Raw genomic sequence first — 26154 nt, 5'->3', positions numbered from 1 at the left:
AAGCCTGCTTTTTATTTACTTTTAAATTAGGTGGTTGTATTTTACGAATCACAACAATTATGGAATAGGGACAAGGATTGCTTGGCTTCGATACATAGAATAAATCCAACATTCGCCAATGGGGTAGGCGCTGATTTGCTCCATGGCTTTTTTGTAAAGCTGCAACTGAACGGCATAACTGACAGCCAGTTCATGGATGTCTTTAACATGGTCCGTTTTGAAGTCAACAATATGCAGCATCCCGTTTTCAACAAAAGTACAGTCTAGTGCACCTTGCAAAATCACAGTAGCATGGCTGTGAGAATTTTCAATCACATAGCCAGCTTCAGAAGCCGGAATTTCAACGGCGAAACGTCTCTCTTTTTCGACCTCAGGAGAAGCGACAACTCGTTTGCCAAGCTCACTCTGAAAGAAGTCAGCTACTTTTGTCAAGTCAACAGCCGCAGCTTGTTCAGTAGAGAGAAATTTTCCCTCAACAAGTCGCGCAAGCTCTTGCTCAGGTTGTTCTGCTGCCAAGGCAAAATTGGCATACTGCATATAGCTGTGCAGAGCAATTCCTTTTTCAGCCGGAGTCAGCCCTTTTTCAAACAACCACGAGGGTCTTGAGAGTGTAATGCCTTGTCTGACTTCATGTTCTTTAGACGCTACGGCAGAGGCCGCCGCTTTAGAGGGAATCATAGTCAAATCAAGGTGGGGATAGACAAAATCACAAGCACTCTGCAATTTTGCCAGCAAGTCCATATCAGGTACAGCAATAGTTTGGGTTTCGATAATCTCTGTTTCTTCTTTTTCTAAGTTAGAGAGAATGCGAATATTCCAAGGGGTGCGGTGGTCGTCAACAATAATGTCATCTGTAATTTCTGCCTGACTGCGTAGATAGGAGGCATCAGGGTGACGTAGAGCGCAGAGAATCAGCCAATGTGCAAAGCTTTTGGCATTTTGAATGCTATAAGAAGAAATGCCGTCTTCACCAATTTGCGCCGCCAGCTTTTGGACAACCTCTGTTGGCTTTTTCAGCGAGCCTACTAAAATCAATTTTTCTTTGGCTCTGGTCATAGCCACATAAAGAATACGCATTTCTTCGGCAGATTCTTTGCGTGCTAGGTCAATGGCAATCGCTTCTTTTGCCATTGTAGTAAATTTTGCACCGACAGTGCGGTCAGCCAGTGAAATGCCAAGTCCTAAATCCTGATGAAAGAGAATATCTTGCGGGCGGTTTGATTTCTCTCTGCCACAGCCTGCCACAAAGCAGACAGGAAATTCCAGTCCCTTTGACTTATGAATGCTCATGATTTGTACGCTGTTGCTATGACTCTCGGCTATTTCAGCACTTTTCATATCAGAACGGTTGCGGTTTAGTTTGTCTAAAAAGCGAACAAAACCAGATATTCCGTTATAGCCGGCAGCTTCATAATCTTTAGCATGACTTTGTAGCAGATGAAGATTAGCCAGGCGATTTTCACCGTCTATCATAGCAAGCACCATGTCGGTATATCCTGTCTTTAAATAAAGGAACTGAATAAATTCATCAGAAGGCATGGTGGCGGAGGCGGCACGATATTCGGCAATATCACTCAAAACTTTTTGATATTGGCTATCGTCCCGACCCAAGTGCAATAAAGCGGTATACAAAGGGATTTTAGGGTAGACCTCTCGCAATTTTAGCATATCATCTGGAGTAAACCCATAAACAGGGCTCATCAGCACGGTTAAAAGAGGAATATCTTGATTGGGGTTGTCAATCACACGCAAGAAAGCAAGAATAACACCAATCTCTTTTGCCTCAAAGAATCCCCCGGCCGTCGCTGCTTTTGCAGGAATACCCAATTGCTGTAATTCGGTGGCGTAGCCGTGAGCATAGCCACTGACACTGCGCAGTAAAATGCAAAAATCGCTATATCGTAGAGGACGTTCGTTTCCGTTTTCCTGTACAGTAAAACCACTTTCCATCATCTCACAAATACGACAGGCGATAAAATAACCCTCAAGCTGTTCGGTTTGTAGACCCGTTTCTTTTTCAAGCAATACCAACTCAGTGTCGCATCCGCTTTTAGGGGGATAAGAAGCACCGCAGACTAACGCTTCTTCGTGGGTGTAATCCATGCCTGCTGTGCGCCGATTCATCAGTTGAGAGAAAACAAAATTGGTGCTTTCAGTGACATTCAGGCGAGAACGAAAATTACGGTCAAGCACGATATAGGAGGGATAGTTTTTAAGGTCTCTGTCATATTTTTCAAAGCTGTCACGGCTGCGCATAAAGATTTCGGGCATGGCACGGCGAAAGCCATAAATACTTTGCTTCACGTCGCCAACCATAAAGAGGTTCGATTTTTCTTTAGAAACATAAGTAAAAATGCTGTCTTGCACTTCGTTCATATCTTGATATTCGTCAATCATAATTTCAGCAAAGCGCTCTGAAATCTGTTTAGCTATCTCTGATTTTTCACCATATTCATTTTGTAATAGTTTCAAGGTGTACTGCTCTAAATCGGCATAGTCCAAAAATCCTTTTTCAAGCTTTTTAGCAGAATAGAGCGAGGTGAAATCTTGCATTAGTTGCATAAGGGCAGAAAGTGTTTCTCCTACGGCAGAAAATTCCGAGAGGCACTGTTCTTCATCAGAAGAGAATAACTTACCTAAACCATCTTGAATGGTAGTCTTGGTTTCTTCTCTCAAAGCTTTGATTTTTTGTGTCAATGGGTCATCTTTGTAGCCTCTTGGTGCTGTGCATGAAGCCATAGAAAAAGCCAAAACCATGGCACACATTTTATCCCAGTTTCTTTCTTCGGCAGCTTTTTGGAGTAACCCCAGGGTGTGCAAATCGCTTAAAAAGGCTTCTAGATACGCTTTTTCAAGCTTTGGGTCACCACTTTGCTTGGTAAGCGACAGCGCCTTTTTCATTAGATTTTGAGCATAGATAATGGTTTCAAGACTATAGTCTAAAATGACTTTTCCCCAAGGTGAATTGCCTGCTGAATTACAGCCACGATAAAGTGCAATTTTCTCTTCTAACCATTTTTCAGGGTTTGGATAAGAAGTCATATGAGCATAAAGATGAATCAGTATTTTCGCAAGACTTTGGTCTTCTCTCTCTCCGGCAAAATTATCGGCAAGCAGAGGATAAAATCCTTTTTCCGAGGCCAAGTTCAGCACATCAGAAGCAATATCACTTTTCATCTCTTCTTCTTGCTTGTCCGTGATAATCTTGAAATCAGGAGGAATGTCAAGGACATGGAAAAATTCCCTGAGAATATCAGCGCAAAAGCTATGGATTGTCCCAATTTTGGCTTGTGACAGCAAAATGCTCTGTCGTTTAAGATTGCTATTTTTGGGGTCAGCCTGGATCATCTCATAGAGTTTTTTTTCAAGCCTTGCACGCATTTCAGCCGCCGCAGCACGAGTGAAGGTGACGATTAGCATACTATCGGCTCGAACAGGGTTATCACCTTCAGTTAAACGGCTGATAGCACGCTGTACCAATACAGCTGTTTTGCCTGAACCGGCAGCAGCAGAAACCAATATGGTGCCATCTTGTGCATAAATGGCATCATGCTGTTCATTCGTCCAAGTCATTTTCGCCATGGTAATCCTCCTTTCCCTTTGTCATTGCCGTTATTATGTCAGCCTTTGAGGGGCTGCACTTTTCAATGTCTTTGTCGCTATATTCTTTGCCGCAAACACTGCGATAGGGACAGTAATCACAGCCAAGCTGATTTGCCAAAACCGGTCTTGCCTCGATTTGTCCACGGTACAGTGTATCTGCCATGGTGGCAATCAGCGATTTGGAATAGTCTAGCACAGCGCGCAATTGATTGTCCTCTAAAACGGAGTTGGATTCTGCCGGAGAACCGGATTTTAAGAATTTTGCCGGAATAAACTGTCCGACAGCATTTTCCTCCATAGCATGAATGATTTCAGAATCTTTTAAAATTAAGCCTGTCATACGCAATGATTTGTCTTTTTGACTTTTTAGCTCGGCTTCGGTAATCGAGCGGTCTGCCGCAATAGACGGCAAGGTCAAGGGAGTATAAAGAATACCCGCAGGGAGCAGTTCTTGCTTTTCTGTTAAAGCGGCAAGGTACACAAGCATTTGCACATTCAGCCCATAAAGTACATCGGTCATATTAAATTTCTTAATTCCGGTTTTATAGTCAATGACACGCACGAATTTTCCTCGAGTGCTTTCATAAATGTCAATACGGTCAATTGTGCCGCCAATGGTAACGGTGTTGCCCTCGGGTGTATCAATCTTGAGTGCCGGAAAATCTTTGCCTAGCCGTACCTCAAAGCCTTCAGGCTGAAAACGGCTTTGTGCCAATTCAATAGCCACATGGCGCACCAAAACAGCCGCAGCTTGTATCATACGTTTTAGTCGGTATTGTTCCCTAGCAGAGATACTGTCCCAACCACCCATGTTGATGGTGACATAGTCTTCAATCAATTTGCGAATATAAGCAAGCAGTTCATCATCAGAGATTTCCGCGGGACATATCTCTTTCTGGGCAAAAATATGCTCAAAAAGATAATGCATGATACTGCCGTATTGCATAGCGTCAATTTCTGCTGTACGCCGTTCTCTGGCAGATACACCATACTGACAGAAATAGCGAAACTTGCATTTATAAAAGGTTTCAATCTGGGTGGGAGAAAGATAGGGGATTTCTCCAAATATCTTTTTGGCTAATCCAGTATTTTCAATGCTTTCAGATTTTATGTCAACTGCTCGCTGCAAGGAGGATAGACGTCCTTGATAAGTAGAATCATCTTGAAACAGGGCTTTCAGTGTGGCAGATTCGGACGTGGCATAAGGAAAATATTCTGCCATGAGAGAGAAAGCAGATTCACGGCTGTTGGCGAAATAAGTCGTGCGGTCAAATTGCTCTTGCGACAAGGGAGGAAAAATGCGGAGGGTTTCAGTGATTATTTCACTGGGTTGTAATTCTTCACCATTAGCTCCCTTTGGGTAACAAAGATATAAGGATTCAGAAGCAAGGCTGACAATGGAATAAGCCAGATAGCGTTCTTGTATCATTTTTTGCGGCAGGGGGTCACTCAGGGGAAGTTCCAGCTCAATCAGTTTTTGTCTTTCAGAATCAGAAAAAACACCGGCGTTCTTGGGAATCATAGGAAATTCCCCTTGGACAGCACCTAAAACGAATACCACTTTGGGGCTGGTTTGACGAATTTGCTCGGGCATACCGAACATGACAGAATCAAGCACTTGCGGAATATCTGACACGTCCTCACCGCGAATAATTTCACGTAGCAAACGGTAATAATGTTCTCTTGTAATCGGTTTTTCTCCCAAAATAGCCGCCATTTGCTCAAGAATCTCCACGAGTAAATCCCAAATTCGGATTTGCTTTTCAGCAAGGCCTGGCTGGTTCATGTTCTCAAGTGTTTTGCAGTAGGTAAGAAGATTTTCTTCCATGTTAAAATGGGTGAGAAGAGCGTAAACGGCATGCGAAATAGACTCGCCTGTTGTGTGCGCAGTTTGCTCAGCAAACTCGGTAAGCGGCAGTATAATGCGTTCTCGTATTTGATTGAGTGCCAACAGAGTTTGCTTGTCTGTATCGGTCATTTCTTGCCCAAAACCCCGAGGATGTTTGGTAAATGCTTCTTTCCAGTGTCGTCCTTTGAGTTGCCAAAGATAGCTGTAATTTTCAATATCTGAAATCTCTTCAGCTGTCAGTCCTGAAATGCCGGTTTTAAGCATATCAAAAATGTCTTCTGGATTCATGCTGTGCATCACACTTTCAAATGCACAGAGAATAAATCGCATAATGGGCTCGGCATCTACTCGGCTAGGATGGGAAACAAAACAAGGAATATCTCTTTTTTGGAAAGCGGTTTCTAAAATGCCAGCGTATTTTTCGGGTGCTCGGCAGACTACCGAACAATCACTATAACGAAGATTTTTTTCCATCACCAAACGGCGTATAGTGGCTGACACAAAGTCAGTCTCCTCAAAAATATCTCTGGCACAAAAAAGATGAATGTCTTCATGACTGTTTGTTTCAGATTCATCAAATAAGACCCTCTCTTCGCTGAAAAAATGCTGCTCCATCAGCGACAAAGACGCATTTTTAAATCGCAGGGAATCTCGAAGCACCACATCGGGTGCTATTCGAATATGATTCTCTTTTGCCAGCTGCATCAAGCGATGTTTGGTTCGGTTGGTCAGGGCAAATAAGCTTTGTTCACCAGCAGAAGAAATATTATTGGTACAAAGAGAAATAACCAAATTTTCTGCTTTTTTCATCATGGGAAGCAGAATGTTCATTTCTTGCATTGTAAATCCTTCAAAAGAATCGACAGCAATGGTGTACCCGGACAGGAATTCGCTGTCAGTGAGGGATTCAGCAAGTCTTGTCAAATCATCGCGAGAATCCAAATAGGAAGAGGTAACCATGGCGGTATAGGTATCATATAAGAGGGAGATTTCGAAAAGCTTGTCGGCTAATCCACCGTCAGAAAGCTTGTTAGCGGTTTGACGCAAATCATCTCCCGAAATGCCGCAGATTTTCATTTCATTGACGGCTGTGAGCATAATATCTGTAATTCGGCCGTCTTTCACCGCTTTCTGATACATGGTAAGTTGTTCAGCACAGGCTTCCGCCGCTAGACTCATCATCATGCGGCGGCCACCGTCGCTTAGTCGCTGACCCGCCACGCCACCCTCTGTGCGAAAATATAAGTCCGCAAGCCGTGTAAAACTAAGCACAGCAATTTGGTTAGCTTGTCTCGGCCCTGCAAGCCGTAGAATTTCTTTTTCTGTTTCAAAAGAATATTGCTCGGGTACAAGAATCATCAACTTTTGACGGCTGCCGCTCAAATCGACAAGCATACGGCGCAAAAATTCTGTTTTACCGCTGCCTGCTCGTCCGACCACAAATTGTAACAAAAGACCGCCTCTTTCTTTGTATGGAATCTGATTGTGTTAGTTTAATCTATAGAAAATAATCCTGGTATTTTTAGGTAAACTTATTTTCAAATCTTTTCTATATTCTAACATGCGAGAAGAAATGACTCAAGCTATTTTGCCGGATAAAACAGAAAGCAGAAAACAGGTTCCAAAAGGAAGTTCCTGTTTTCTGCTTATTTAGGAGAACTGCTTCATGAATTAAGAGTCAAGCATACTTTTTAGACCCTCGAACCACTCCACTATCTTAAATTTAACTTGAAAAGAATCGGGGTTAGTGATGATTTCTTTTTCATTTTCGGGCATTTCATCTAGGTTTTTCTCATTGCTTTTCTGTGCGGCCGGAATGCATAAAGCAGGATAGACCATGCACCACCAATTTTTCCCTTTGGCTTCACCAATCTCCACTTGCAATGTTCGGTATTTTCCGGCGGGGAGAGAGAAATTTTCATAATCTCTTGTAGTAAAATATTTTTCCGTTACTTTCACAACTACTTTATCATCAGAGCCATTTGCCAATAGGGCCGTTTGAGCAGCTGCTTGAATGGATTGCAAATTGGTGCAGATAGCAAAATTGGTTTCTTCAAATGAATCAGCACCTTGATACCATTTTTGCGTTTCTAATAAAACACTGTCACGAACCAACAATTTAACGGCTTGATCTTCTTCTGAATCTGAGTTGGCGAGAACATGAAGTCTAAAAACATTGTCAGATAGCTCTTCACAAGAAGCCGCAAAGGGAAGAAAACTTAGTAAGATACTGATTATTAAGGCGGAGCAGATAGATTTAATCCAGAGAGATTCATTTTTTATAGGTAACCGAAAGAAGTTTTTAACATTCATCATTTTCCCAGCTTTCTATGTAGTTGACAAAAGTATGGGATAAAGGCAGTAGCTTTATACAAAAGTAGCAATAAAAATAAAAACCTTGCTAAGAGAATTAGCAAGGCAAGGATTATTCTTTTTCATCTTGAAATAAATCATGATGTTCTTTTACAAAATTTCGGCTTAAGTTGCGCTGATATTTTTCTTGATAGGCGGTGGCCATTTCTTCTGGTGTGACTTGATAGCGCATGAGCACATCGTTGAGATACATCATCATGTCTACGATTTCTTCTGTAAAATGGCGGCGAACGACATCATCTTCCATAATAGCGTTGTCACCTTTTTTCTTGATAATAGAAATTGCTTCACCGGTTTCTTCCATCATCCAAAGAAAAGACTCTCTGGCATAGGTAGGAGTGAGCGGCCGCCACGTTTCTTGATTTTGCTCCCAAAGGTGTTTCTGTATTTCCTGCATTTGAGAAAAGTTGATGTCTTTCATAAGAGACTCCCCTTATACGTTGATGGGTTTAGCTAAAAATAAATCGCCATAACCGTGCAAATCTTGAGCGCAGCTTCGGGCGTGTTCAAGATCTTCAAAGATTCCATAGACAGCAGAACCGCTGCCAGTCATCATAGCGTTTAAAGCACCGCCGGTACGCATAACTTTCTTGATGTTTTGTACTTGAGGCAAAAACAAAACTTCGTCAAAACGATTGGAAAGCGCCGCTGAAACGTGCTGTAGATTTCCACCCTTAAGTGCGGTTATCATTTTAGGTGTGCCTGTGGGGGCCGAGAAAAGCAGCTTGTCGACCATGGCATAAGCACGTGGAGTGCTCACACCGGCCGGTGGTTTACAAATCAGTAAAAAACAAGCAGGCATAGGGTCTACACGAGCTATTTTTTCGCCGATTCCTCGGCAGTGACAAGTTCCGCCGGCTAAACAAAAGGGAACATCAGCTCCAATTTTGGCACCTAAGCGAAAGAGTTCGGGCATGGTTAAATTGGTCTTATAAATTTCGTTCATAGCCCATAAGACAGCAGCAGCATCAGAACTTCCGCCGCCCATTCCGGCTTTGTCTGGAATCTGCTTGTCAAGACGAATATCGACATAACGGTTCTTGATTTCGGTATATTCATAGAATAACTTGGCTGCTTTAAAAGCGGTGTTAGATTCATCAGTTGGCAGAGAGGCAACATTACTGCTCAAATAAATTTTGCCAAGGTTATTTTCACGAATTTCTAATGTGTCAGCAAGAGAAATAGACTGCATGACGCTTTCAATGTTATGATAGCCGTCAGCACGTTTACCGCTGATATCGAGTGTAAGGTTGATTTTAGCGTACGCTTTGATTTCCATAATTGAAATTTAACTCCTATTGATACCAGTAACCAATTTACTGGTGTTTTGACAAAGAACGTTTTAAAAATAATAAAAAAGCAGATAAAGCGACCGCTAGAGCGTGTGAGCAAACTAAAACGACCAATATTTCATCGAAAAGAAGAAGTCCAGTATAAGGTGTATAGAGACCTAAATCGTAAATATTTTTAGCACTGGAAAATGCTTTTCAGAAGAAATAAACATGGACTAAAAGTTTGCGTACACGCTCTAGAAAAACGCAATAGCAAAGAAAATGACAGATTATATCATCATTCTTTGACATATCAGATAAAATAAGTAAAACAGTGTAACAATGAGTTTAAACTCTAGTTAGTGACATTTTAGCAAGTATTATATCTCTTTGAGAAAGGCTCTTATGCGGTCGAGCGCTTCTGTGATGTGTTTGATAGAATAAGAATAAGAAATACGCAGAAAGCCTTCACCACATTCGCCAAAGGCATCACCCGGTACAACAGCAACTTGTTTGGCATAAATCAGCTTTTCGCTGAATTCCATAGAGGAAAGTCCAGTTGACTGAATGGAAGGGAACACGTAGAAAGCGCCTTCTGGCTCAAAACAAGTTAATCCCATGTCGTTTAGACCGTCTACAATTAGGCGGCGGCGCATATCATATTGAGTTTTCATGTACGCAATATCATCATCGCCGTTTCGCAATGCTTCAATAGCGGCATATTGAGAAGTGGTGGGCGCACTCATAATGGCAAACTGATGGAGCTTTGTCATGCAGCCGATAATTTCTTTTGGTCCGGCAGCATAACCCATACGCCAGCCTGTCATAGAATATGACTTAGAAAAACCGTTGATGACAATGGTTCGTTCCCACATACCCGGTAGAGAAGCAAACGAAACGTGGGCTTCTTTCCCATAGGTTAGCTCACTGTAGATTTCATCAGAAAGTACAAAGAGATTATGTTTTTCTACCAGCTTGGCAATGGGTTCTAAATCAGCACGGCGCATAACGGCGCCAGTGGGGTTATTCGGGAAAGGCAAAATTAAAAGCTTGGTTTTGTCTGTGATTTTCTCTTCAAGCTGGTCAGCCATCAATTTAAACTGATTTTCAGCTTTTGTCTCGATGACAACAGGTACGCCGCCCGCCATTTCTGTAATGGGAACGTAGCAAACAAAACTAGGCTCAGGAATCAAAACTTCATCGCCAGGATTCACTAAGCTGCGGACACAAAGGTCAATGGCCTCAGAGCCGCCGACCGTAACCAGAATTTCTTCGGTAGGGACATAGGTAAGAGCACATTTTCGATTTAAATAATTAGCAATTTCTTGACGGAGTTCTGTAAAACCGCGGTTGGGGGAATAATGCGTGCGCCCTTTTTCCAGAGACGTGATGGCTTCTTGACGAATATGCCATGGTGTGAGAAAATCAGGTTCTCCCACGCTCAGTGAGATGACGTCTTCCATTTCACTAGCGATGTCAAAGAATTTTCGAATGCCTGATGGCTTGATGTTCTGAACATGGCGGCCAAGTACTTTACTATAATCAATCACCAAGATTGCTCCCTCTCTCGTCAATTTCTTCGGAGTCGCTGAATACAACGCCGCCGTCTTTATATCGAGTTAAAATAAAATGAGTGGCAGTAGAAAGCACACCCTCTATTGGAGATAGTCTTTTCATAACAAACATGGCAATATCAGACATTGATTTTGCCGTGACAAATACAGCCAAATCATAACCGCCTGACATGAGATAAACGCTCTGTACCTCTGGGAAACCAACAATGCGGTTTGCAATTTCATCAAAACCCGTGTCTTTTTTAGGAGTGATGCGTAGTTCGATAAGAGCGCTGGCATGCCGGGTTTCTGTTCTTTCCCAGTTAATTAAGGCGTGATATCCCTTGATTAAGCCGTCTTTTTCATAACGCTGAATGGCTTTTTGAATGTTTTCTTCTGTTTCGTCAAGCATAACAGATAATTGGCGAATAGAAAGTTTGGCGTCACCTTGTAAAAGTTCAAGCAGTTGATTCATAGCAATATCTCTCCTTTTAGTTCATTATTGAATAGGCAGTAATTTTGGCGTGCGATTTTCATAGATAGCAAATTCACTAAATCCTGCCTGTTTTAAAAGTTCAAATCCGGTGTCTATGCCTTTTCCTAAATCTTTGGCAACGTGTGCATCAGAACCAATGGTGATGAGACGGCCGCCCATATCGTAATACTGTTTCAGTAAAGGGTAATCAGGTAAAGTAGTACCAATTTTTTGGCGCAACCCAGATGTATTAATCTCCATTGATTTTCCTTTTTGAATCAGCAAGGAGAAAATGGTTTCAATCTCATCTTTGTGCCGAGATAAGTCAACAGCAATGCCGTGTTCACCGCAAATATATCGCAACGGATAAGTGAGGTGAGAAAGCGAGTCGAAACCGCCCCATTCAATCATGGAGATAATTTCATCAAAGTAAGCAGTCAAAATATTGTCAATTTCTTCGTCTGATATTTGATGATAGTCAAGAAAGTAGAAATCCTCATATCCTTTGATGTTGTGCACCGAACCAAGCACAAAATCATAGTTCCGCTGCAAAACTTCTTCTGCAGCCATTAGATTTTGCATAGGTTGTCCCAGTTCTACGCCTTTATAAAAACGTAGCTTACCGCGCAATTCATCTTGTTTTTTTGTCATGCAAGCAAAAGCTTGACGACTTTGTTCTGCATAGACAAAACCAAGTGATGAACCTAAATATTCATGGCACTCACAATGGTCTGTGAGGGTATAAGCATAGAGGCCAAGCTCTTGGGCTCGTTGACATAAAACATCAATGGATTCAGAAGAATCCGGTGAAAAAGAGCTATGGCTGTGACAGTCAGATAGATATGTATATGGCAAGTTGGCACTTTTCAGCAAGACATCACTTCCCTTGAAATTCAAAAAACGATAGCAATTAAGAGTAATTTGGTAGGTCGTATTCAGTGTTTGCCTGAGGTTTTCAATGAACTCAACCATTTTGAATTCCATTATACCATAATGGCGATAGATTAAAAGCGTTTAATCAGAAAAATCAAGAGCGAAAACACAAGATATTTCAGAAGAAATGTGAAATATCATTCTTTTTTAGTCGACAGAAATTAAATAAACACGTTTATCAAAACCGCCTCGCTCTTTTCTTTTTGCTAGGCGCATGGCCTCCAAATCAGCAATAGAGAGATTTTGGCAGGCGGCTAATGCATACACGACTTCAAGAATATCAGCCAATTCTTCAGGGTTGGTATCTTCCAGATATTCCTCAGTTTCTTCTTGTAGTTTTTCTTGTAGAGATAAAAAATAAGACTTCTCGTCCAATTGTTTTGTGCTAGAAAGGTTACCTTTCGTTTCAATAATGTGAGGAATGTTATCCCGAACCAATTTATTATAAATGGCCATATCGTTTTCTTACCTCTTTTTATGGAATTTTCCTTTTACTATAGCAGATTTAAAAGCAGTTTGCAAAGAATATTGTAATAAAACACATCAATAGGTAAAAAATGGAAATATTTAAAATATGAATGAATCCTAAACACTAGTGAAAAAGGGTTTATTTTCTTTTTCTAACATGATACAATAGAATTCAATATTATTGAATTCATGCAGAAAATGAATTCTCGGCATGAGAAATTTTCGTGCTGAAATTGCTAAATTTATTTTTAAATAGATTTAGGATACAATAGTGTAAAAAGGGTTTGCAGCTTAAAAAACACATTGAAAGTACTTTAAAGCAGAGAATTCTTATCCGTTTTGTCATAACGAGTGGCTTTATAAAATAATAGTTTAATAGCAGGTATGCTAGGATTGTAAAATGTTTGGCTTGATGAGATATAGCCGAATATAGAAAGGAAAATTATGAATATACTGGCGATTGGAGATGTTGTAGGCAGTATTGGCTGCGGTTTCCTTCGGAAGAATCTTCCGAATTTAAAGAAAGCCAGAAATATTGACTTGGTAATTGCGAATGGAGAAAATTCGGCCGACGGCAATGGAATTACTCCGGTCTCTGCAGAATATTTACTTTCTAGCGGAGTAGATGTCATTACAAACGGCAACCACACTTTTCGCAGAAGAGAGGTCTATGATTACTTAGACAGCGCCGAGTCGGTTATTCGCCCTGCCAATTATCCATCTTCTGCTCCCGGAGTGGGCTATAAAGTGATTGATATGGGGCGCACACAAGTGGCCGTTATCAATATAATGGGTACTGTTTATATGGAAAATCTTCGTTGCCCGTTTGAAACGTTGGAAGATATTTTGGCAAAGCCTGATTTGCCTAAGATTCGTATGGTAGATTTTCACGCGGAGGCGACAGGAGAAAAACGAGCGCTTGCCTTTTATATGGATGGAAAAATCAGCGCTTTATTCGGCACGCATACCCATGTACCAACAGCCGATGAGGGCATTTTGCCAAATGGGACAGGATATATCAGTGACCTTGGTATGACAGGTGTAATTGATTCTGCTCTGGGTGTGAAACCAGAGTTGGTGATTCAAAAATTTAGAACAAAAATGCCTGTCCGTTTTGATAATGCCAAGGGTGATTGTAAAATGGATTGTGCACTTTTTGAGATTGACGAATCAACGGGTTTTTGCAAAAATGTTGAAAGAATAAGCATAAGATGATGATTTAATATCATAATAAGATAATCGGAACTGTAAGTTTATCAGATTTCAAAAAAACATGATCTGACAGAACTGCCATTGTATTTTTAAGGAGTATATGGTAGTATTAACTAAATAAATACTAGCAGTGGGATAAGGATGTGTGTGACATGATTTCAGGATGTCAGCTAAGAGATGCGATTATTTCAGGTAGCAATAATATAATCAGAAGCAAAAAGCTTGTGAATGATTTGAACATTTTCCCTGTGCCTGATGGTGATACAGGAACAAATATGTCAATGACAATAGGAGCGGCTGCAACTGCTTTTGCAGAGCTTTCTAAAGATGCTTCAGCGGCTGAAGTGGCTAAAAAAGCAGCGTCTGCTATGCTCAGAGGAGCAAGAGGTAATTCAGGCGTTATTTTGTCATTGATATTTCGTGGCTTTTCAAAAGGCTGTGCTGATGCAGAAGAAGCCAGTGCTGAAACACTCGTTCGTTCGCTAGAAATTGGTGTGGAAGATGCCTATCAAGCTGTTATGAATCCGACTGAGGGTACGATGCTGACCGTGGCTAGAATTGCAGCCGAAAGAGGCCGCAAAGCGATTGCTCTCATGGATGAACTCAACGTCGTTGAAATTTGGGATACTATTTGTATGGGAGCAGAAGAAGCCCTAAAAGCAACACCAGACTTGCTGCCTGTTTTGAAAAAAGCAGGTGTTGTAGATGCTGGTGGCAAAGGGTTATGCCTGATTTTTGAGGGCATGATGAGCGTATTCAAAAATAATGTTATGATTGAATCTGGTTTATCAGAGGATGAAAAGAAGACAGAAACAGAAGAGTTTTTCCGTAATGTTGCCGCAGAATTTGACAGCGAGATTACATTCACGTATTGTACTGAATTTATTGTGGGCAGAGACAGCACAATCCTGACAAATCCATCCGTGCTTAGAAAATATCTTGAGGGCATTGGCGACTGTGTTGTAGTTGTAGATGACGATGAAATCATCAAAGTTCATGTGCATACAGAAGACCCTGGTAAAGCTTTGCAAAAAGGTCTTGAATTCGGAAGCCTGTTGACCATTAAAATTGAAAACATGAAAGAGCAGCACCGCAAGGCTGGCGAAGAGAATGAAGCTGCCAAAGCAAAGGCAGAGACTGTTTCCCATCAGCAAACATTTGAACCTAAAGAACCTACCAAAGAAGTTGGCTTTGTGGTAGTTTCAGCAGGCGATGGCCTAAAAGGCTTGTTTATGGATTTAGGTTGCGATAATGTTGTCAGCGGCGGTCAAACCATGAACCCCAGTACAGAAGATATTGTAGCTGCGGTACTTGCTACACCGGCAAAGACTGTATTTGTGCTTCCTAACAACAAAAATATTATCTTGGCCGCAGAACAGGCTATTCCCATGGTAACAGACAGAACGCTGGTTGTTGTGCCGACTAAGACAATTCCGCAGGGAATTTCAGCCATGCTTGCTTTTGATGGCGAAGCAGAAGGGGAAGAAGCCAAAAAGGCTATGCTAGCTGCTGCTGAAAGAGTAGATACCGGCTTGGTAACCTTTGCAGCAAGAGATTCTGAGTTTGGTGGCCGTAAAATCAAACAAGGCGATGTCATGGGTCTGAAAAACGGCAAATTAGACTGTGTTGAGAAAGACGCTGTATCTGCTTGTGTGAAGATTGCAAAAGCGCTCACGAATAAAACGACTTCTTTCATCACCCTAATCTATGGTGAAGATGTGACAGAGCAAGAGGCAGAAAAAGCGAAGCAGAAAATTTCTTCACGTTTAAAAGGTGATACAGAAATTACAGTGGTCAATGGCGGTCAGCCTGTGTATTACTTTATTATTTCTGTCGAATCAGAACCTGTGTGATATAAAGTAAGCGTTGAGCCAACCTCCCAGTTTAGCGGTGGTTGGCTTTTTCTTTATTCTTATTTTGATTTAGATATAAGATTGCAGCAAAATAAGCATAGTATGCAAAGAAAGGAGAAAAAGGATGTCTTCTCTTTTTGGAAAACCGATTGATACGCTAAAAGGTGTGGGTAAAAAGAGAGCCGAACTCTTTGCTAAGCTTGGTGTACCGACAGTGGGAGATTTACTTCGGTTTTATCCCCGTACGTATGAAGATTGGAGTCAGACCATCGATATTGAAGAAACGGTGGCAAATGAGGTGAACGTCATTAAGGCAGAAGTGCTAGCAACTCCCTCAGAGCAAAGAATTCGGGGCGGCATGATTTTGTATAAGACTACCGTGGCTGACGAAAGCGGTGAAATGCAACTCACTTTTTTTAATAATCCTTATATTAAAAGTCTGTTGTATGCAGGAAAAACGTACCTTTTTCGAGGTAAAGTGTCAAGTGGGTTTATCAAAAAAGAGATGACGTCACCTGACTTTTTACCAGAATCAAGAAATCTGCCGATTCTTCCTGTCTATCCGCAGACGCAAGGTCTTTCTTCTCGCATGATTTCAGATGCGGTAAAACAAGCGTTACTTCTTTTAGGAGAGACTGTCAAGGATCCTCTTCCGGCAGAACTTCGCCAGCAGTATGAGTTGTGCCATTTGTCATTTGCACTTGAAAACATTCATTTTCCAAAATCAGAACAAGAGTTAGCGACTGCTAAAACGAGATTGGTTTTTGAAGAATTCTTGGTGCTGCAGTTGGGTCTAATGAAAATAAAAAGTCGCCGCAAAGAAAATAATGTTCATCTCGTTTCCTCCCAATTTCCAGACGAATTTGCAGAGTTGCTGCCTTTTGAGCTGACAGGAGCACAAAAGCGTGCTATTCAAGAATCGATTGATGACATGGCGGGTAAAACTCCTATGAATCGCCTGATTCAAGGTGATGTAGGAAGCGGAAAAACAGCAGTGGCGGCTGCCTTATGTTTTGCAGTCATTAAGTCTGGCAAGCAAGCCGCTTTTATGGCTCCCACAGAAATTTTGGCAAATCAGCATTTTAATTCTCTGCAAGTTTTACTAGAAAAGTGTGGCATAAAGGTAGAGTTACTAACGGGTTCTGTTACCCCAAAGAATAAAAAAAGAATTGCCGAAGAGTTAATCGCCGGTGAAATTGATCTCTTAATAGGCACACATGCGTTAATCAGCGAGACAGTAGCTTTTAAAAATTTGGGTTTGGTTATCACCGATGAACAACATCGATTTGGAGTAGGCCAGCGTTCCGCATTGGCACAAAAGGGAGAACATCCTCACTTGCTCGTCATGAGCGCCACACCGATTCCACGTACATTAGCACTCATGATTTATGGAGATTTAGATATTTCTATTTTAAACGAGCTGCCGCCTGGACGACAAAAAATAGAGACATTTCTTATTGATTCTGGCAAGAGGAGACGCGCTTTTGGATACGTACAAAAGCATTTAGAGGAAGGCAGACAAGGGTATTTAATTTGTCCTTTAATTGAAGAAGGAGAAAGTGAATTAACCAGCGTGACTGCCTATGCGAAAATCGTGGCCGCCTTTTTTCCTAAAAACACGATTGGCATTTTGCATGGCAAGATGAAAGCCAAAGAAAAAGAACAAGTCATGCAGAATTTTGCTAAGGGAGAGTTAGATTTATTGGTGGCAACCACGGTGGTTGAAGTGGGAGTAGACGTGCCCAATGCGGTTATCATGCTGATTGAAAATGCAGAGCGATATGGTTTGTCTCAGCTTCATCAGTTGAGAGGCAGAATTGGCAGGGGAAAACACAAATCAACCTGTATTTTGGTTTCGGATTCTCAGCAGGAAGATACAATTGAGAGGCTCAAGATTATTTGCTCTTCTAGTGATGGCTTTAAAATTGCCGACGCAGATTTAAAATTAAGAGGGCCAGGTGACTTTTTTGGAAAAAGACAACATGGTCTGCCTCAGCTTAAAATTGCCGATATGATGTCTGACATAGAAATATTAAAAAAATCGCAGGAATGCGCGAGACAGCTTCTAGAAAGTGAAGAAATACAAGAAGAGCCGTATCGCTTTTTGCGTGCCGAAATCCGATTGCTTTTTTCTAAGTCACAAGACCTAACATTTAATTGAGAATGCCTTACTTAGTTTATATTCGCAGCCAATTAACTTCAAAAAATAGGAACTGGTTTAGTTACCAATTTGTTGTAAGACAGGAAACGAAGCACGATAAAAAATCTATGCAAAAACAGGGAGCTTACCATATTTTATACGGCAAGCTCCCTGTTTGATTCAGTATAAAAATCACATATCGCGGTAACGTCGCACGCTTGTACGCTGTTTGCGCCGTTTATTATGTACAATGGTTAGAATAATGTAAATAATAATCAGTAAAAGAATGCCGCCTGCCAACAGCTTAAACCAACCTGAGGTGAAAATTGATTTGCCTTGTTCTAAGGTCAGCATAACGTCACTGCGTTCTACTGATTCAGCAGCGACTAAAGAAACAGTGGCCACTTTTTCATCAGCATAACTCAAGGTGGCAGTACCAACAATGTCACCCTTTTTAACAGGTGCGTCTACGCTGTCTGGAATATCCAAGGTGGTAATCATGCTAGAAATCTCTACTTCATTAGGAAGAATAACCGTAACATCTTCTCCGGCAACCAGTTGAATTCGATTTTTGCGCCAAGCATAGTTTAGTTCGACATCTGCCATAAGCTGTCCGGTAGTCGCAACCGTTTTTAATTGCAACTGTGTAAAGGCCCATTTATAGAGTTCATATGAGTCTAACATTTCGCCTTGCTCTTCAATATGTTCGCCGTTTGCATCGATATAAGGACTGCCCAATGCTACGATTAAATAGGTGTAGCCTTCATAAACAGCGGAGGAGGCTAGACAATATCCTGATTGGTCGAGAGAACCAGTCTTAATGCCCGTTGCATAAGGGTAGTAATAATCAGGGTCACCGTTTTGTAAGAGTAAACGGTTGGTGGTATAAACCGTCAGTGGTTCACTTCTCATGTTTGTGGGGGGCAGTTCATAATAAGTTTGACCAGTGATTTGTGTAAATTTAGGCAAGCTGCGCGCATATTGCACAATCTTCATCATATCGCGTGCGGTTGAATAGTGCTCGGGGTCATAAAGTCCGTGGGGGTTGACAAAGTGAGTGTTTTCACAACCGAGCTCTTTGGCTTTCCTGTTCATCAAATCAACAAAAGTGAGAGGTGTGTCAGGATTTTCAGCGTTTTCTATGCCGAGCGAAGTGGGCGTCAGTTGTAGGCCATCCACATATTTTGCCAAAGATAAAGCAGCATCATTTCCTGAGGGAATCATCATCAAATTTAAAAGCTGTAAGCCTGTCAATTCTTCTCCAACCTCAATTTTAGCAAGGGAACTTCCTGTGTTGGCTAAATCATCAGCCACACTTTGCGGAATGGTAATCACGGTGGTCTCAATATCAGGGATATTTTCGTATGCTACAATATACGTCATAATCTTGGTTAGAGAGGCGATAGAAAGCTGTTCGTCAGGGTTATTCGCATAGACAACAGAATCAGTGTCTACATTCAGCATGAGAATAGATTTTGAATGTGGAGCACCGTCGTTAAACGTATACGGAAAACCTTCTGCGGATGCTTTCAGCGCAAAAGTAGACAAGGTAATTGTCAGTGCGAGAAGAAGAGAAGAGATTTTTTTAAGCATAGATTCAGATCCTTTCCAGTCAAGAGATTTCCATAGAGAAATGACTGTGTAAGATAATAGTAGAGATAGCGAGACGGCGTATGTATAGTAAAAAATCAGTTTAATAAAGTATATTTTATTGTGTGCGACATAGTTACTTCATGGTATAATAGAATCTAACCAACCTAGATTTAAAGCAAAACTGTTTTAAATGCAATCCATGTGAGCAATAGAGATAATTCTATTTTCTCACAATAACACAAAAGTTTAAAAATTGCATTCTTAAACGTACAAGTTTTATTATACCGTCTTTCAAGCTCTTTTTAAAGGGCTAATTTCTTAATTTTCTTCTACAATATAAAGGAGGAAGAGGATAACATGAAAATTTTTCATACATCCGATTGGCATTTAGGGCGTATGCTATATGGCAGAAGCTTGTTGGAGGATCAAAAATATTTTTTAAATAAAATGCTATATCCGCAATTGGCAGAGGAATCTCCCGATCTTCTCATCATTGCAGGAGATATCTATGACCGTCAAATCGCTTCGACAGAAGCGATTCAGTTATTTGACCATTTTCTCACACAGATGACACAGCTGAAAATTCCAGTGGCTATTATTGCAGGCAATCATGATGGAGCAGAGAGAATGGCACTTGCCAAAGAACTATTGCGCCGGAGCGGAGTGTATATTTCTACGAATTTAGATGACGCTCAAGTCCCAATTACATGGGAAAAAGATGGAGAAAAAGCACAGATTTTTCTTCTTCCTTATCTTGACCCCTCGGTGGTACGAGATTATTTTCAGGATGATAGTTTAAAAGGAGAGTCGGCCTGTATGCGCCGAGCTGTTGCGTTGTTAAAGGATAAATTTGAAGATGGTTCAACCAAAGTTTTGGTTTCACATTGCTTTGTAGCCGGTTCATTAACCTCTGACTCTGAAAGTGGTTTGTGGGTAGGCGGCAGTGCAGAGGTTTCGGCAGACATTTGGGAGGATTTTGATTACGTTGCACTTGGACATCTGCACAAAGCACAAAAGGCTGGAAAGAATGGACGATATGCAGGTTCACCGTTGAAATATTCAGTAGATGAGCAACACCATAAAAAATCTTTTGTTAAGCTCAATCTAACCAAAGCGAATATCGAGACAGAACTGGTGCAAATTAAACCGCTAAGAGAGGTTAGACGCATTAGCGGGGAGTTTTCAGATTTAATGAAACAAGCGAAAGAAAATCCAACTGATGAAGGCAAAGAAGATTATGTCGAGATTGAATTGTTAGATAAAAATCCCGTGTTGTTGGCGGCCGAACGTTTGCGAGAATATTACCCCAATTTGTTGGCGGTCAGTAACCGCTGGGTGGCAGAAACCGCCGCTACCCAGCAGATTGAAAGCCGAAAACAGCAGGATGATTTGACGATATTCACCTCGTTTTTGTCTGAAATATGCCAAATGGAGAGTGGCGAGGCTGAAGAAAAGTGGTTTAATGCTACCATGCACGGCGTAAGGGAGGAGGAGCAATGAAACCGATTCAACTAAAATGGCAGGCTTTTGGTCCTTATTTACAAGAAAGCCAAATTGTATTTTCTGATTTAGAAGAATCTCTTTTCTTGATATCGGGTGCAACAGGTGGAGGAAAGACCACAATTTTAGACGCCATGTGTTTTGCGCTTTACTGCAAATCAACAGGGGGACGTCGTGATTTCAAAAGTATGCGCTGTGTTAGTGCCGAGGATGAAACACCAACTATAGTAGAATTTGATTTTCAAGTGGGAAAAGAAAGATATTGCTTTCGCCGTGAACTTTACCGCAGTTTGAAACGAGGTACAGAGGATTATATCACCCGCGACAAACATGAGTGTTTTATCTGGCAAGAAGAGAAGTGGAAACTGCTAGCCAGCGGAGCAGAAACGGCTGTGCGGAAAAAAGCAGAAGAGATTTTGCATTTGACCTGTGAACAATTTTCGCAAGTTATTGTATTGCCACAGGGGGATTTTCTCCGATTTTTGCGGGCAAGTTCCAAAGAAAAGGGAGAAATGCTGGAAACACTTTTTTCGGTACATAAATGGAAAGTGCTAGCAGAAAAGGCAGCTGCCTCTACAAGAAAGCTCTCTGAGAGTATGAAAGAGCTTTCAAGTTTTCGAAAATCTCTGTTAGAAAAAGAGAATCTTGCCTCTGAAGAAGAGTTAAAATTGGCTGAAAAACAGGCAAACGACACCAAAATGCAGTTAGAAAATCAAAAGAAAATATTAGCTGAGCAGTTGGAGAAAAGCGCAAGCAGCCTTGCTTTAGCTGAAAATTGGGTACGTGCTGATAAAATCAGAAAAGAGGCAGCTCATAAGCAGCAGGAATCAAACCAACAAGCACAGCAAGCCGAAGAACTGCGACAAAAAGCAGAAATTCAAAAAACTGAAAGTGAAGTCTTGAGAAAAAAAGCGACACAGGTAGCACAAGAAAAAACACTGTTAGAAGAGAAATATACAACAGTACAAAGTCTTATGACTACACAAAAAAAAGCGGCTGCACTACTTCAAGAAGCAGAGAAGACAAGAAAATTCATACAAGAAGAGCAGACAATACACGAGCAGTTAAAAGAGAAAATGATAATCGGCAAAAAATATGTAGCAGAAGCTGAAGAATCAGCACAGAAATGGCCAATCTTGTTGGAACAAATTACAGAGTTGGAGAAAAAAAGCGAGCAGCTACAAAAATGGAAGGAACTGCAAAAGCAAAAAGAGGACTTTCTTCAAAAGATAAAGCTTGCTGAAAAACAAGCAGAGGAGAAACACGTACTTCTTCAAACCGTTTCAGAGAGTTTGGCACAAAAAGAAGCTGTTTTGCAAAACAACAAAGCTGCTGAATTGGCCGGTGAACTGGTACAAGGAGAACCTTGTCCTGTTTGCGGTTCACTTCATCACCCGAATCTAGCTTTGCATGAAGAAGAACCTGATTTACTCAACACGATTGCGATACTGCGTGGGCAAAAAAGCAAAGCGGAGAGAGAAAGCATTCAAAATCAGAAAGATTGTGAATACCTAAAGAATCAAGGCAAGCTTATACAAGAGCAATATGAATTGCAGAAAGCAGAACTTGGAGTAGATAGCAGTCTTGATAGCCAAGAGCTGAGTGTGCAAATTGAAGCCTTGCAAAAAGAAAGATTGGCACATAAAAAAGTGGCTGATTCTTTACCGAAAGCAAAAAATCGACTTGTCGAATATCAAACAAAAGAAGAAGAAATAAAAGAACAGCTTCAAGAACAACAAGCGCAAATGCAGTCGATGCAATGGCAGGCAGAGGCTTTGCTAAAAACACTTCCTACAGATTTTAAGGGCGAAGAACAGATGCAACAGTTGATAGAGGCCATTCGCTTAAAAGAGAAAGAGTATCAAGACGTATCCGCCCAAAGCGAAAAAATAAGACAGTTTTATGATTCTGCCGTGCAGAAAGAAAAAGAAACCGCAGCGTTATTGCGCTCAGCACAGGAAATTTATCAAAAGGCAGAGCAAGATTTCTTTGTTCATCAGCAGAAATGGACGGAAAGTGCACCGCCGGATTATATACAATTAAAGCAGCAAACAGAGGCGTACCGCGCAGAAAGCTTGCAAATATCAGAGCAGCTCGGCAATGCCACAGCAAGGCTTGAATCAATGATAAGCATACGAAAGACGATACAGAGCTGGAGCGAACAGCTCATGAAAATGGAAGCAAGGTATGTTGAATCAGCCAAGATATCACAATCATTGTCGGGCAACAATCCCTATAAGATGCCCATTTTGCAATATGTTTTGCGGATTATGCTGGATGAAATTCTTGTGTATGCCAATCGCTTTTTTGCTACGCTAAGCCGTGGACGCTATCGCCTTTGCCGCAAAGAAGAACCTTCAGGCGGCAATGCTATTAGCGGACTTGATTTAGAGGTATTGGATGGACAATCCATGCAAAAACGCTCAATAGAAACGCTGTCAGGCGGTGAACAGTTTTTAGCTTCTTTGTCGCTGGCATTTGGGCTTTCTGATGTGGTGCAGCGTAATTCAGGGGCAGTGCGTATGGATGCTCTTTTTATTGACGAGGGTTTTGGCTCATTAGACCAAGAAACGCTTGATGTAGCGATGAAAGCGATTGCAGTTTTGCGTGAAAGCGGGCGTATGATTGGCATTATTTCTCACGTCAGTGAGTTGAAACAACGTGTTTCTTCACAAATTGTGGTGCAAAGCAGTGCAGGTGGTTTTGCTCGAGCTAGCATTAAAAAATAAAAAAGTAATTAGGGAGGAAGAAAAATAATGAAAATTCATTTTATCAAGCATAGCAGCTTTTTACTGGAAACAGACAAGGCAAACTTCTTATTTGACTACTACGAGGGAGATGTGCCCAGTGTAGACAAAGAAAAGGTTTTATATGTGCTAGCCAGTCATTCACATGGTGACCATTTTTCTGAAAAAGTCTTTGAAGCGGTAAAAGACTTTGAAAATGTGCAGTTTGTACTGTCAGATGATATTTTTGCGAATAGAGTTCCTGAAATCTACCGGCAAAAGACTACTTTTGTATCGCCCTATCAGACCGTTGCCTTACCAGATTGTGAGATAGAAACCTTGCAGTCAACCGATTTAGGCGTGGCGTTTTTAATCAAAAGCAACGGGCAGACGATTTATCATGCCGGTGACTTAAATGCATGGGTGTGGAGCGGTGCTTCTGCTCATCAAAACCGTCAAATGTTAGAGGCTTATACACAAGAAATTGAGCGTTTAAAAGGAACAGAAATTGATTTGGCTTTTGTGCCGCTTGACCCCAGACAAGAGGAAAATTTTTCATTAAGTATGCAATTATTTATAGAAGAAGTCAATCCAAAGCAAGTGGTTCCGATGCATATGTGGGGTGATTTCTCGGTTGTGCCGGCTTTTAAGAAAAGATTTCCACAATATGCGGAAAGAATGTTGAATGTTGAAGCCGATGGAGATTGCATCAGCATTATATGAGACAATAAAAGAAAAAAGGAACACAGCTTGCTTTTTATTACAGCAAGCTGTGTTCCTTTTTTGTATTTAGAAGCTATGTGACAATAAACCTGACCGAGTGGTAAATTAGCCAATGGATGTTTCGCCTTTAGACTTTAGCATGCAGATAATCTTCACGTGTCATAGAATAACAGCATTCATCTACAATCTCTCCATTGTGGAGGGGATAGGCATGACGAAAACAGCCCTCATATACAAAACCACACTTTTCTATGACGCGCTTAGAACGCTGATTAAAAGGAAAATGAGCGCAAGAAACAAGTGCAAAGGATTTATCTGAAAAAAGATGGTCGATGACAGCGCGAGCGGCTTCGGTCATGATTCCTTGTCCCCAATAGTCAGCAGAAAGCACATAGCCAAGCATTTTACAACTTGGAATTTTAGGGCGGTGATTGTCAGGATGAATCCCCACAGAGCCAATGACTTTATTGTTTTCTTTTAAGACGATAGCAAAGATAGTATCGGTAGTGCTTGTCATAAAAATATTTAGGATTTCTTGTGAGTCTGCAAGATTTTCATGTGGTTTCCATCCGGCATGAGGGCCCACATCGGGATGTTTGGCGTAGTCATAAAAATCTTGTAGATCTTTCTGCTGAAAAGGGCGCAGTAAAAGCCGATTTGTTTCTAAAATCATAAAACTCATCCTCTCTGTTTAGATTCTCCGCAAACAGTAAAACCGTAGTAAAATTCCACTGAAAACAGTGACGGGGCGTTAGAATACTCCAAAATCAGTAAAGCATTAATGGGGTTTTGCCTGATGTCATTTTTCAGTGGAATTTTTGTTGGGTATATTGGTACGGGAAAGTCCGAAAATTAAATTTATTTCAGGCGAAGAGCCATGGCTACCCAGCCACGTTCTTCTCTTCGCTCTAAAATCTCAAAGCGGTCAGAAATAGCGCTCAAAATATCATCTTCTCTCGTGTCAATGATGCCGCTAATAATATACACAGTGTCAGGGTTCATATATTGAGGAACATCTCTGGAAAGAAGAATCACAATATCAGCGACAATGTTGGCAGCAATCACAGAGAATTTGCCGTTAATCTCTTCTGCCAAATTGCCGCAAATGCCTGTAAACTTGTCAGCAACATGGTTGTTTTCAGCATTTTCAATTGCTGTTTTCACGGCTAGTGCATCAATGTCGACACCAATTGCCGATTCTGCGCCAAGCAGTAAAGCGGCGATAGAAAGAATACCGCTGCCGCAGCCAACGTCCAAAAACTTGTCACCTTCTTTGAGGTAGCGCTCAATTAGCTCCATGCAAAGACGGGTGGTCTCGTGTGTCCCTGTGCCGAAAGCCAGTCCGGGTTCAAGGTCTAACACTTTGCGATTGTCAGGATTTTCAAATTCTTCTTCCCAAATGGGGCGAATCAAAAGCTTTTCACCAACGGGAATCGGCTTGAAATATTTCTTCCAATTGTTTAGCCAATCTTCCATGTGGCACAAGTCAGTCGAAATTGTATTAATGATATCACAGCTTGTTAGGCGCTCCTGCAAAAACGAGATAGCTTCATTTGGGTTTTCTTCTGGGCTGATATATAGGTGAATCCACGCTTTTGTACGGTCCTTTTGGAGCAAATCTTCATCAATGAGGTCAATATGGGCAATTTCAAGCGTTTCTTCTTCTAAATTGGAGTAATCTTCAATATAAATGCCATAAGGGACCACCATGTTTGCAATGGCACCAGCCTCGTCCACTTTTTCAGCAGGAATTTCTATTATAATTTCGGTCCAGTTATCATTCATCTTATAAATCTCCGTTCTATTAAAAGTAGCGTTAGTATATATGATACATCACAGAGAATGGCTTTGCAAGGAAATTACAGGATTTTGGGAGATGTCT

The 26154-nt window shown here is 41.2% G+C and carries 18 protein-coding genes; 6 read left to right on the top strand and 12 right to left on the bottom strand.

Going from position 1 to position 26154, the window contains the following annotated elements; translation table 11 throughout:
- Window positions 1-57: 57 nt before the first annotated feature.
- The 9 genes from addA to CS931_RS09160 all read right to left on the bottom strand — a co-directional run bounded on the left by addA (window position 58) and on the right by CS931_RS09160 (window position 12513).
- Window positions 58-3582 carry a helicase-exonuclease AddAB subunit AddA gene (gene addA, locus CS931_RS09200; RefSeq protein WP_099205493.1) on the bottom strand — a complete coding sequence of 1175 codons (3525 nt, stop codon included), beginning with the start codon at window positions 3580-3582 and terminating at the stop codon, window positions 58-60.
- Window positions 3557-6904, bottom strand: a complete 3348-nt coding sequence (locus CS931_RS09195; protein WP_099205492.1) for a PD-(D/E)XK nuclease family protein — start codon at window positions 6902-6904, stop codon at window positions 3557-3559. The genes addA and CS931_RS09195 overlap by 26 nt, the downstream gene beginning before the upstream one ends.
- Window positions 6905-7123: 219 nt before the next feature.
- Window positions 7124-7768 (bottom strand): stage II sporulation protein R, encoded by a 645-nt coding sequence (locus CS931_RS09190; RefSeq protein ID WP_099205491.1) that lies wholly within the window; start codon window positions 7766-7768, stop codon window positions 7124-7126.
- 109 nt (window positions 7769-7877) lie between these two features.
- Window positions 7878-8246, bottom strand: coding sequence for a DUF550 domain-containing protein (locus CS931_RS09185; protein ID WP_099205490.1), 369 nt, complete (start codon window positions 8244-8246; stop codon window positions 7878-7880).
- A gap of 12 nt (window positions 8247-8258) precedes the next feature.
- Window positions 8259-9104 (bottom strand): 4-(cytidine 5'-diphospho)-2-C-methyl-D-erythritol kinase, encoded by an 846-nt coding sequence (gene ispE, locus CS931_RS09180; protein WP_099205489.1) that lies wholly within the window; start codon window positions 9102-9104, stop codon window positions 8259-8261.
- Window positions 9105-9476: 372 nt separating this feature from the next.
- Window positions 9477-10649, bottom strand: coding sequence for an aminotransferase class I/II-fold pyridoxal phosphate-dependent enzyme (locus CS931_RS09175; RefSeq protein WP_099205488.1), 1173 nt, complete (start codon window positions 10647-10649; stop codon window positions 9477-9479).
- Window positions 10639-11124 carry an Lrp/AsnC family transcriptional regulator gene (locus CS931_RS09170; RefSeq protein WP_099205487.1) on the bottom strand — a complete coding sequence of 162 codons (486 nt, stop codon included), beginning with the start codon at window positions 11122-11124 and terminating at the stop codon, window positions 10639-10641. Before CS931_RS09170 ends, CS931_RS09175 begins: the two co-directional genes overlap by 11 nt.
- A gap of 24 nt (window positions 11125-11148) precedes the next feature.
- Window positions 11149-12096 carry a histidinol-phosphatase HisJ family protein gene (locus tag CS931_RS09165; RefSeq protein ID WP_242964963.1) on the bottom strand — a complete coding sequence of 316 codons (948 nt, stop codon included), beginning with the start codon at window positions 12094-12096 and terminating at the stop codon, window positions 11149-11151.
- 108 nt (window positions 12097-12204) lie between these two features.
- Window positions 12205-12513 carry a nucleoside triphosphate pyrophosphohydrolase gene (locus CS931_RS09160; RefSeq protein WP_099205486.1) on the bottom strand — a complete coding sequence of 103 codons (309 nt, stop codon included), beginning with the start codon at window positions 12511-12513 and terminating at the stop codon, window positions 12205-12207.
- A gap of 456 nt (window positions 12514-12969) precedes the next feature.
- Between CS931_RS09160 and CS931_RS09155 the strand changes: the two genes are divergently transcribed.
- The 3 genes from CS931_RS09155 (at window position 12970) to recG (ending at window position 17751) form a co-directional block, all read left to right on the top strand.
- Window positions 12970-13740 carry a TIGR00282 family metallophosphoesterase gene (locus CS931_RS09155; protein WP_099205485.1) on the top strand — a complete coding sequence of 257 codons (771 nt, stop codon included), beginning with the start codon at window positions 12970-12972 and terminating at the stop codon, window positions 13738-13740.
- A gap of 149 nt (window positions 13741-13889) precedes the next feature.
- A complete protein-coding gene (locus CS931_RS09150) occupies window positions 13890-15590 on the top strand; it encodes a DAK2 domain-containing protein (protein WP_099205484.1) in 1701 nt (566 codons plus the stop codon).
- A gap of 124 nt (window positions 15591-15714) precedes the next feature.
- Window positions 15715-17751 carry an ATP-dependent DNA helicase RecG gene (gene recG / locus CS931_RS09145; protein ID WP_099205483.1) on the top strand — a complete coding sequence of 679 codons (2037 nt, stop codon included), beginning with the start codon at window positions 15715-15717 and terminating at the stop codon, window positions 17749-17751.
- Window positions 17752-17922: 171 nt separating this feature from the next.
- Here recG and CS931_RS09140 read toward each other — a convergent pair whose 3' ends face one another.
- Window positions 17923-19323, bottom strand: coding sequence for a D-alanyl-D-alanine carboxypeptidase family protein (locus CS931_RS09140; RefSeq protein ID WP_099205482.1), 1401 nt, complete (start codon window positions 19321-19323; stop codon window positions 17923-17925).
- A 357-nt stretch (window positions 19324-19680) separates the two neighbouring features.
- Here CS931_RS09140 and CS931_RS09135 point away from each other — a divergent pair, with 357 nt between their 5' ends.
- The 3 genes from CS931_RS09135 to CS931_RS09125 are packed head-to-tail and all read left to right on the top strand — an operon-like array spanning window position 19681 to window position 24272.
- Window positions 19681-20823 (top strand): exonuclease SbcCD subunit D, encoded by a 1143-nt coding sequence (locus CS931_RS09135; RefSeq protein WP_099205481.1) that lies wholly within the window; start codon window positions 19681-19683, stop codon window positions 20821-20823.
- Window positions 20820-23552 (top strand): AAA family ATPase, encoded by a 2733-nt coding sequence (locus CS931_RS09130; RefSeq protein ID WP_099205480.1) that lies wholly within the window; start codon window positions 20820-20822, stop codon window positions 23550-23552. The genes CS931_RS09135 and CS931_RS09130 overlap by 4 nt, the downstream gene beginning before the upstream one ends.
- A gap of 27 nt (window positions 23553-23579) precedes the next feature.
- The gene (locus CS931_RS09125; RefSeq protein WP_099205479.1) at window positions 23580-24272 is read left to right on the top strand and encodes an MBL fold metallo-hydrolase; all 693 of its coding nucleotides are present in this window, start codon (window positions 23580-23582) and stop codon (window positions 24270-24272) included.
- 127 nt (window positions 24273-24399) lie between these two features.
- Here CS931_RS09125 and CS931_RS09120 read toward each other — a convergent pair whose 3' ends face one another.
- Window positions 24400-24945: a GNAT family N-acetyltransferase gene (locus CS931_RS09120; RefSeq protein ID WP_159459788.1), complete on the bottom strand. Its 546-nt coding sequence runs from the start codon at window positions 24943-24945 to the stop codon at window positions 24400-24402.
- A 185-nt stretch (window positions 24946-25130) separates the two neighbouring features.
- Complete coding sequence (gene prmA / locus CS931_RS09115) at window positions 25131-26057, bottom strand: 50S ribosomal protein L11 methyltransferase (protein ID WP_099205477.1); 927 nt, start codon at window positions 26055-26057, stop codon at window positions 25131-25133.
- Between the last annotated feature and the right edge of the window lie 97 nt (window positions 26058-26154).

This window comes from Scatolibacter rhodanostii, from assembly GCF_900197595.1.
Lineage (GTDB): Bacteria > Bacillota > Clostridia > Oscillospirales > Acutalibacteraceae > Scatolibacter > Scatolibacter rhodanostii.
This window is presented reverse-complemented; position numbering and strand designations above follow the sequence as displayed.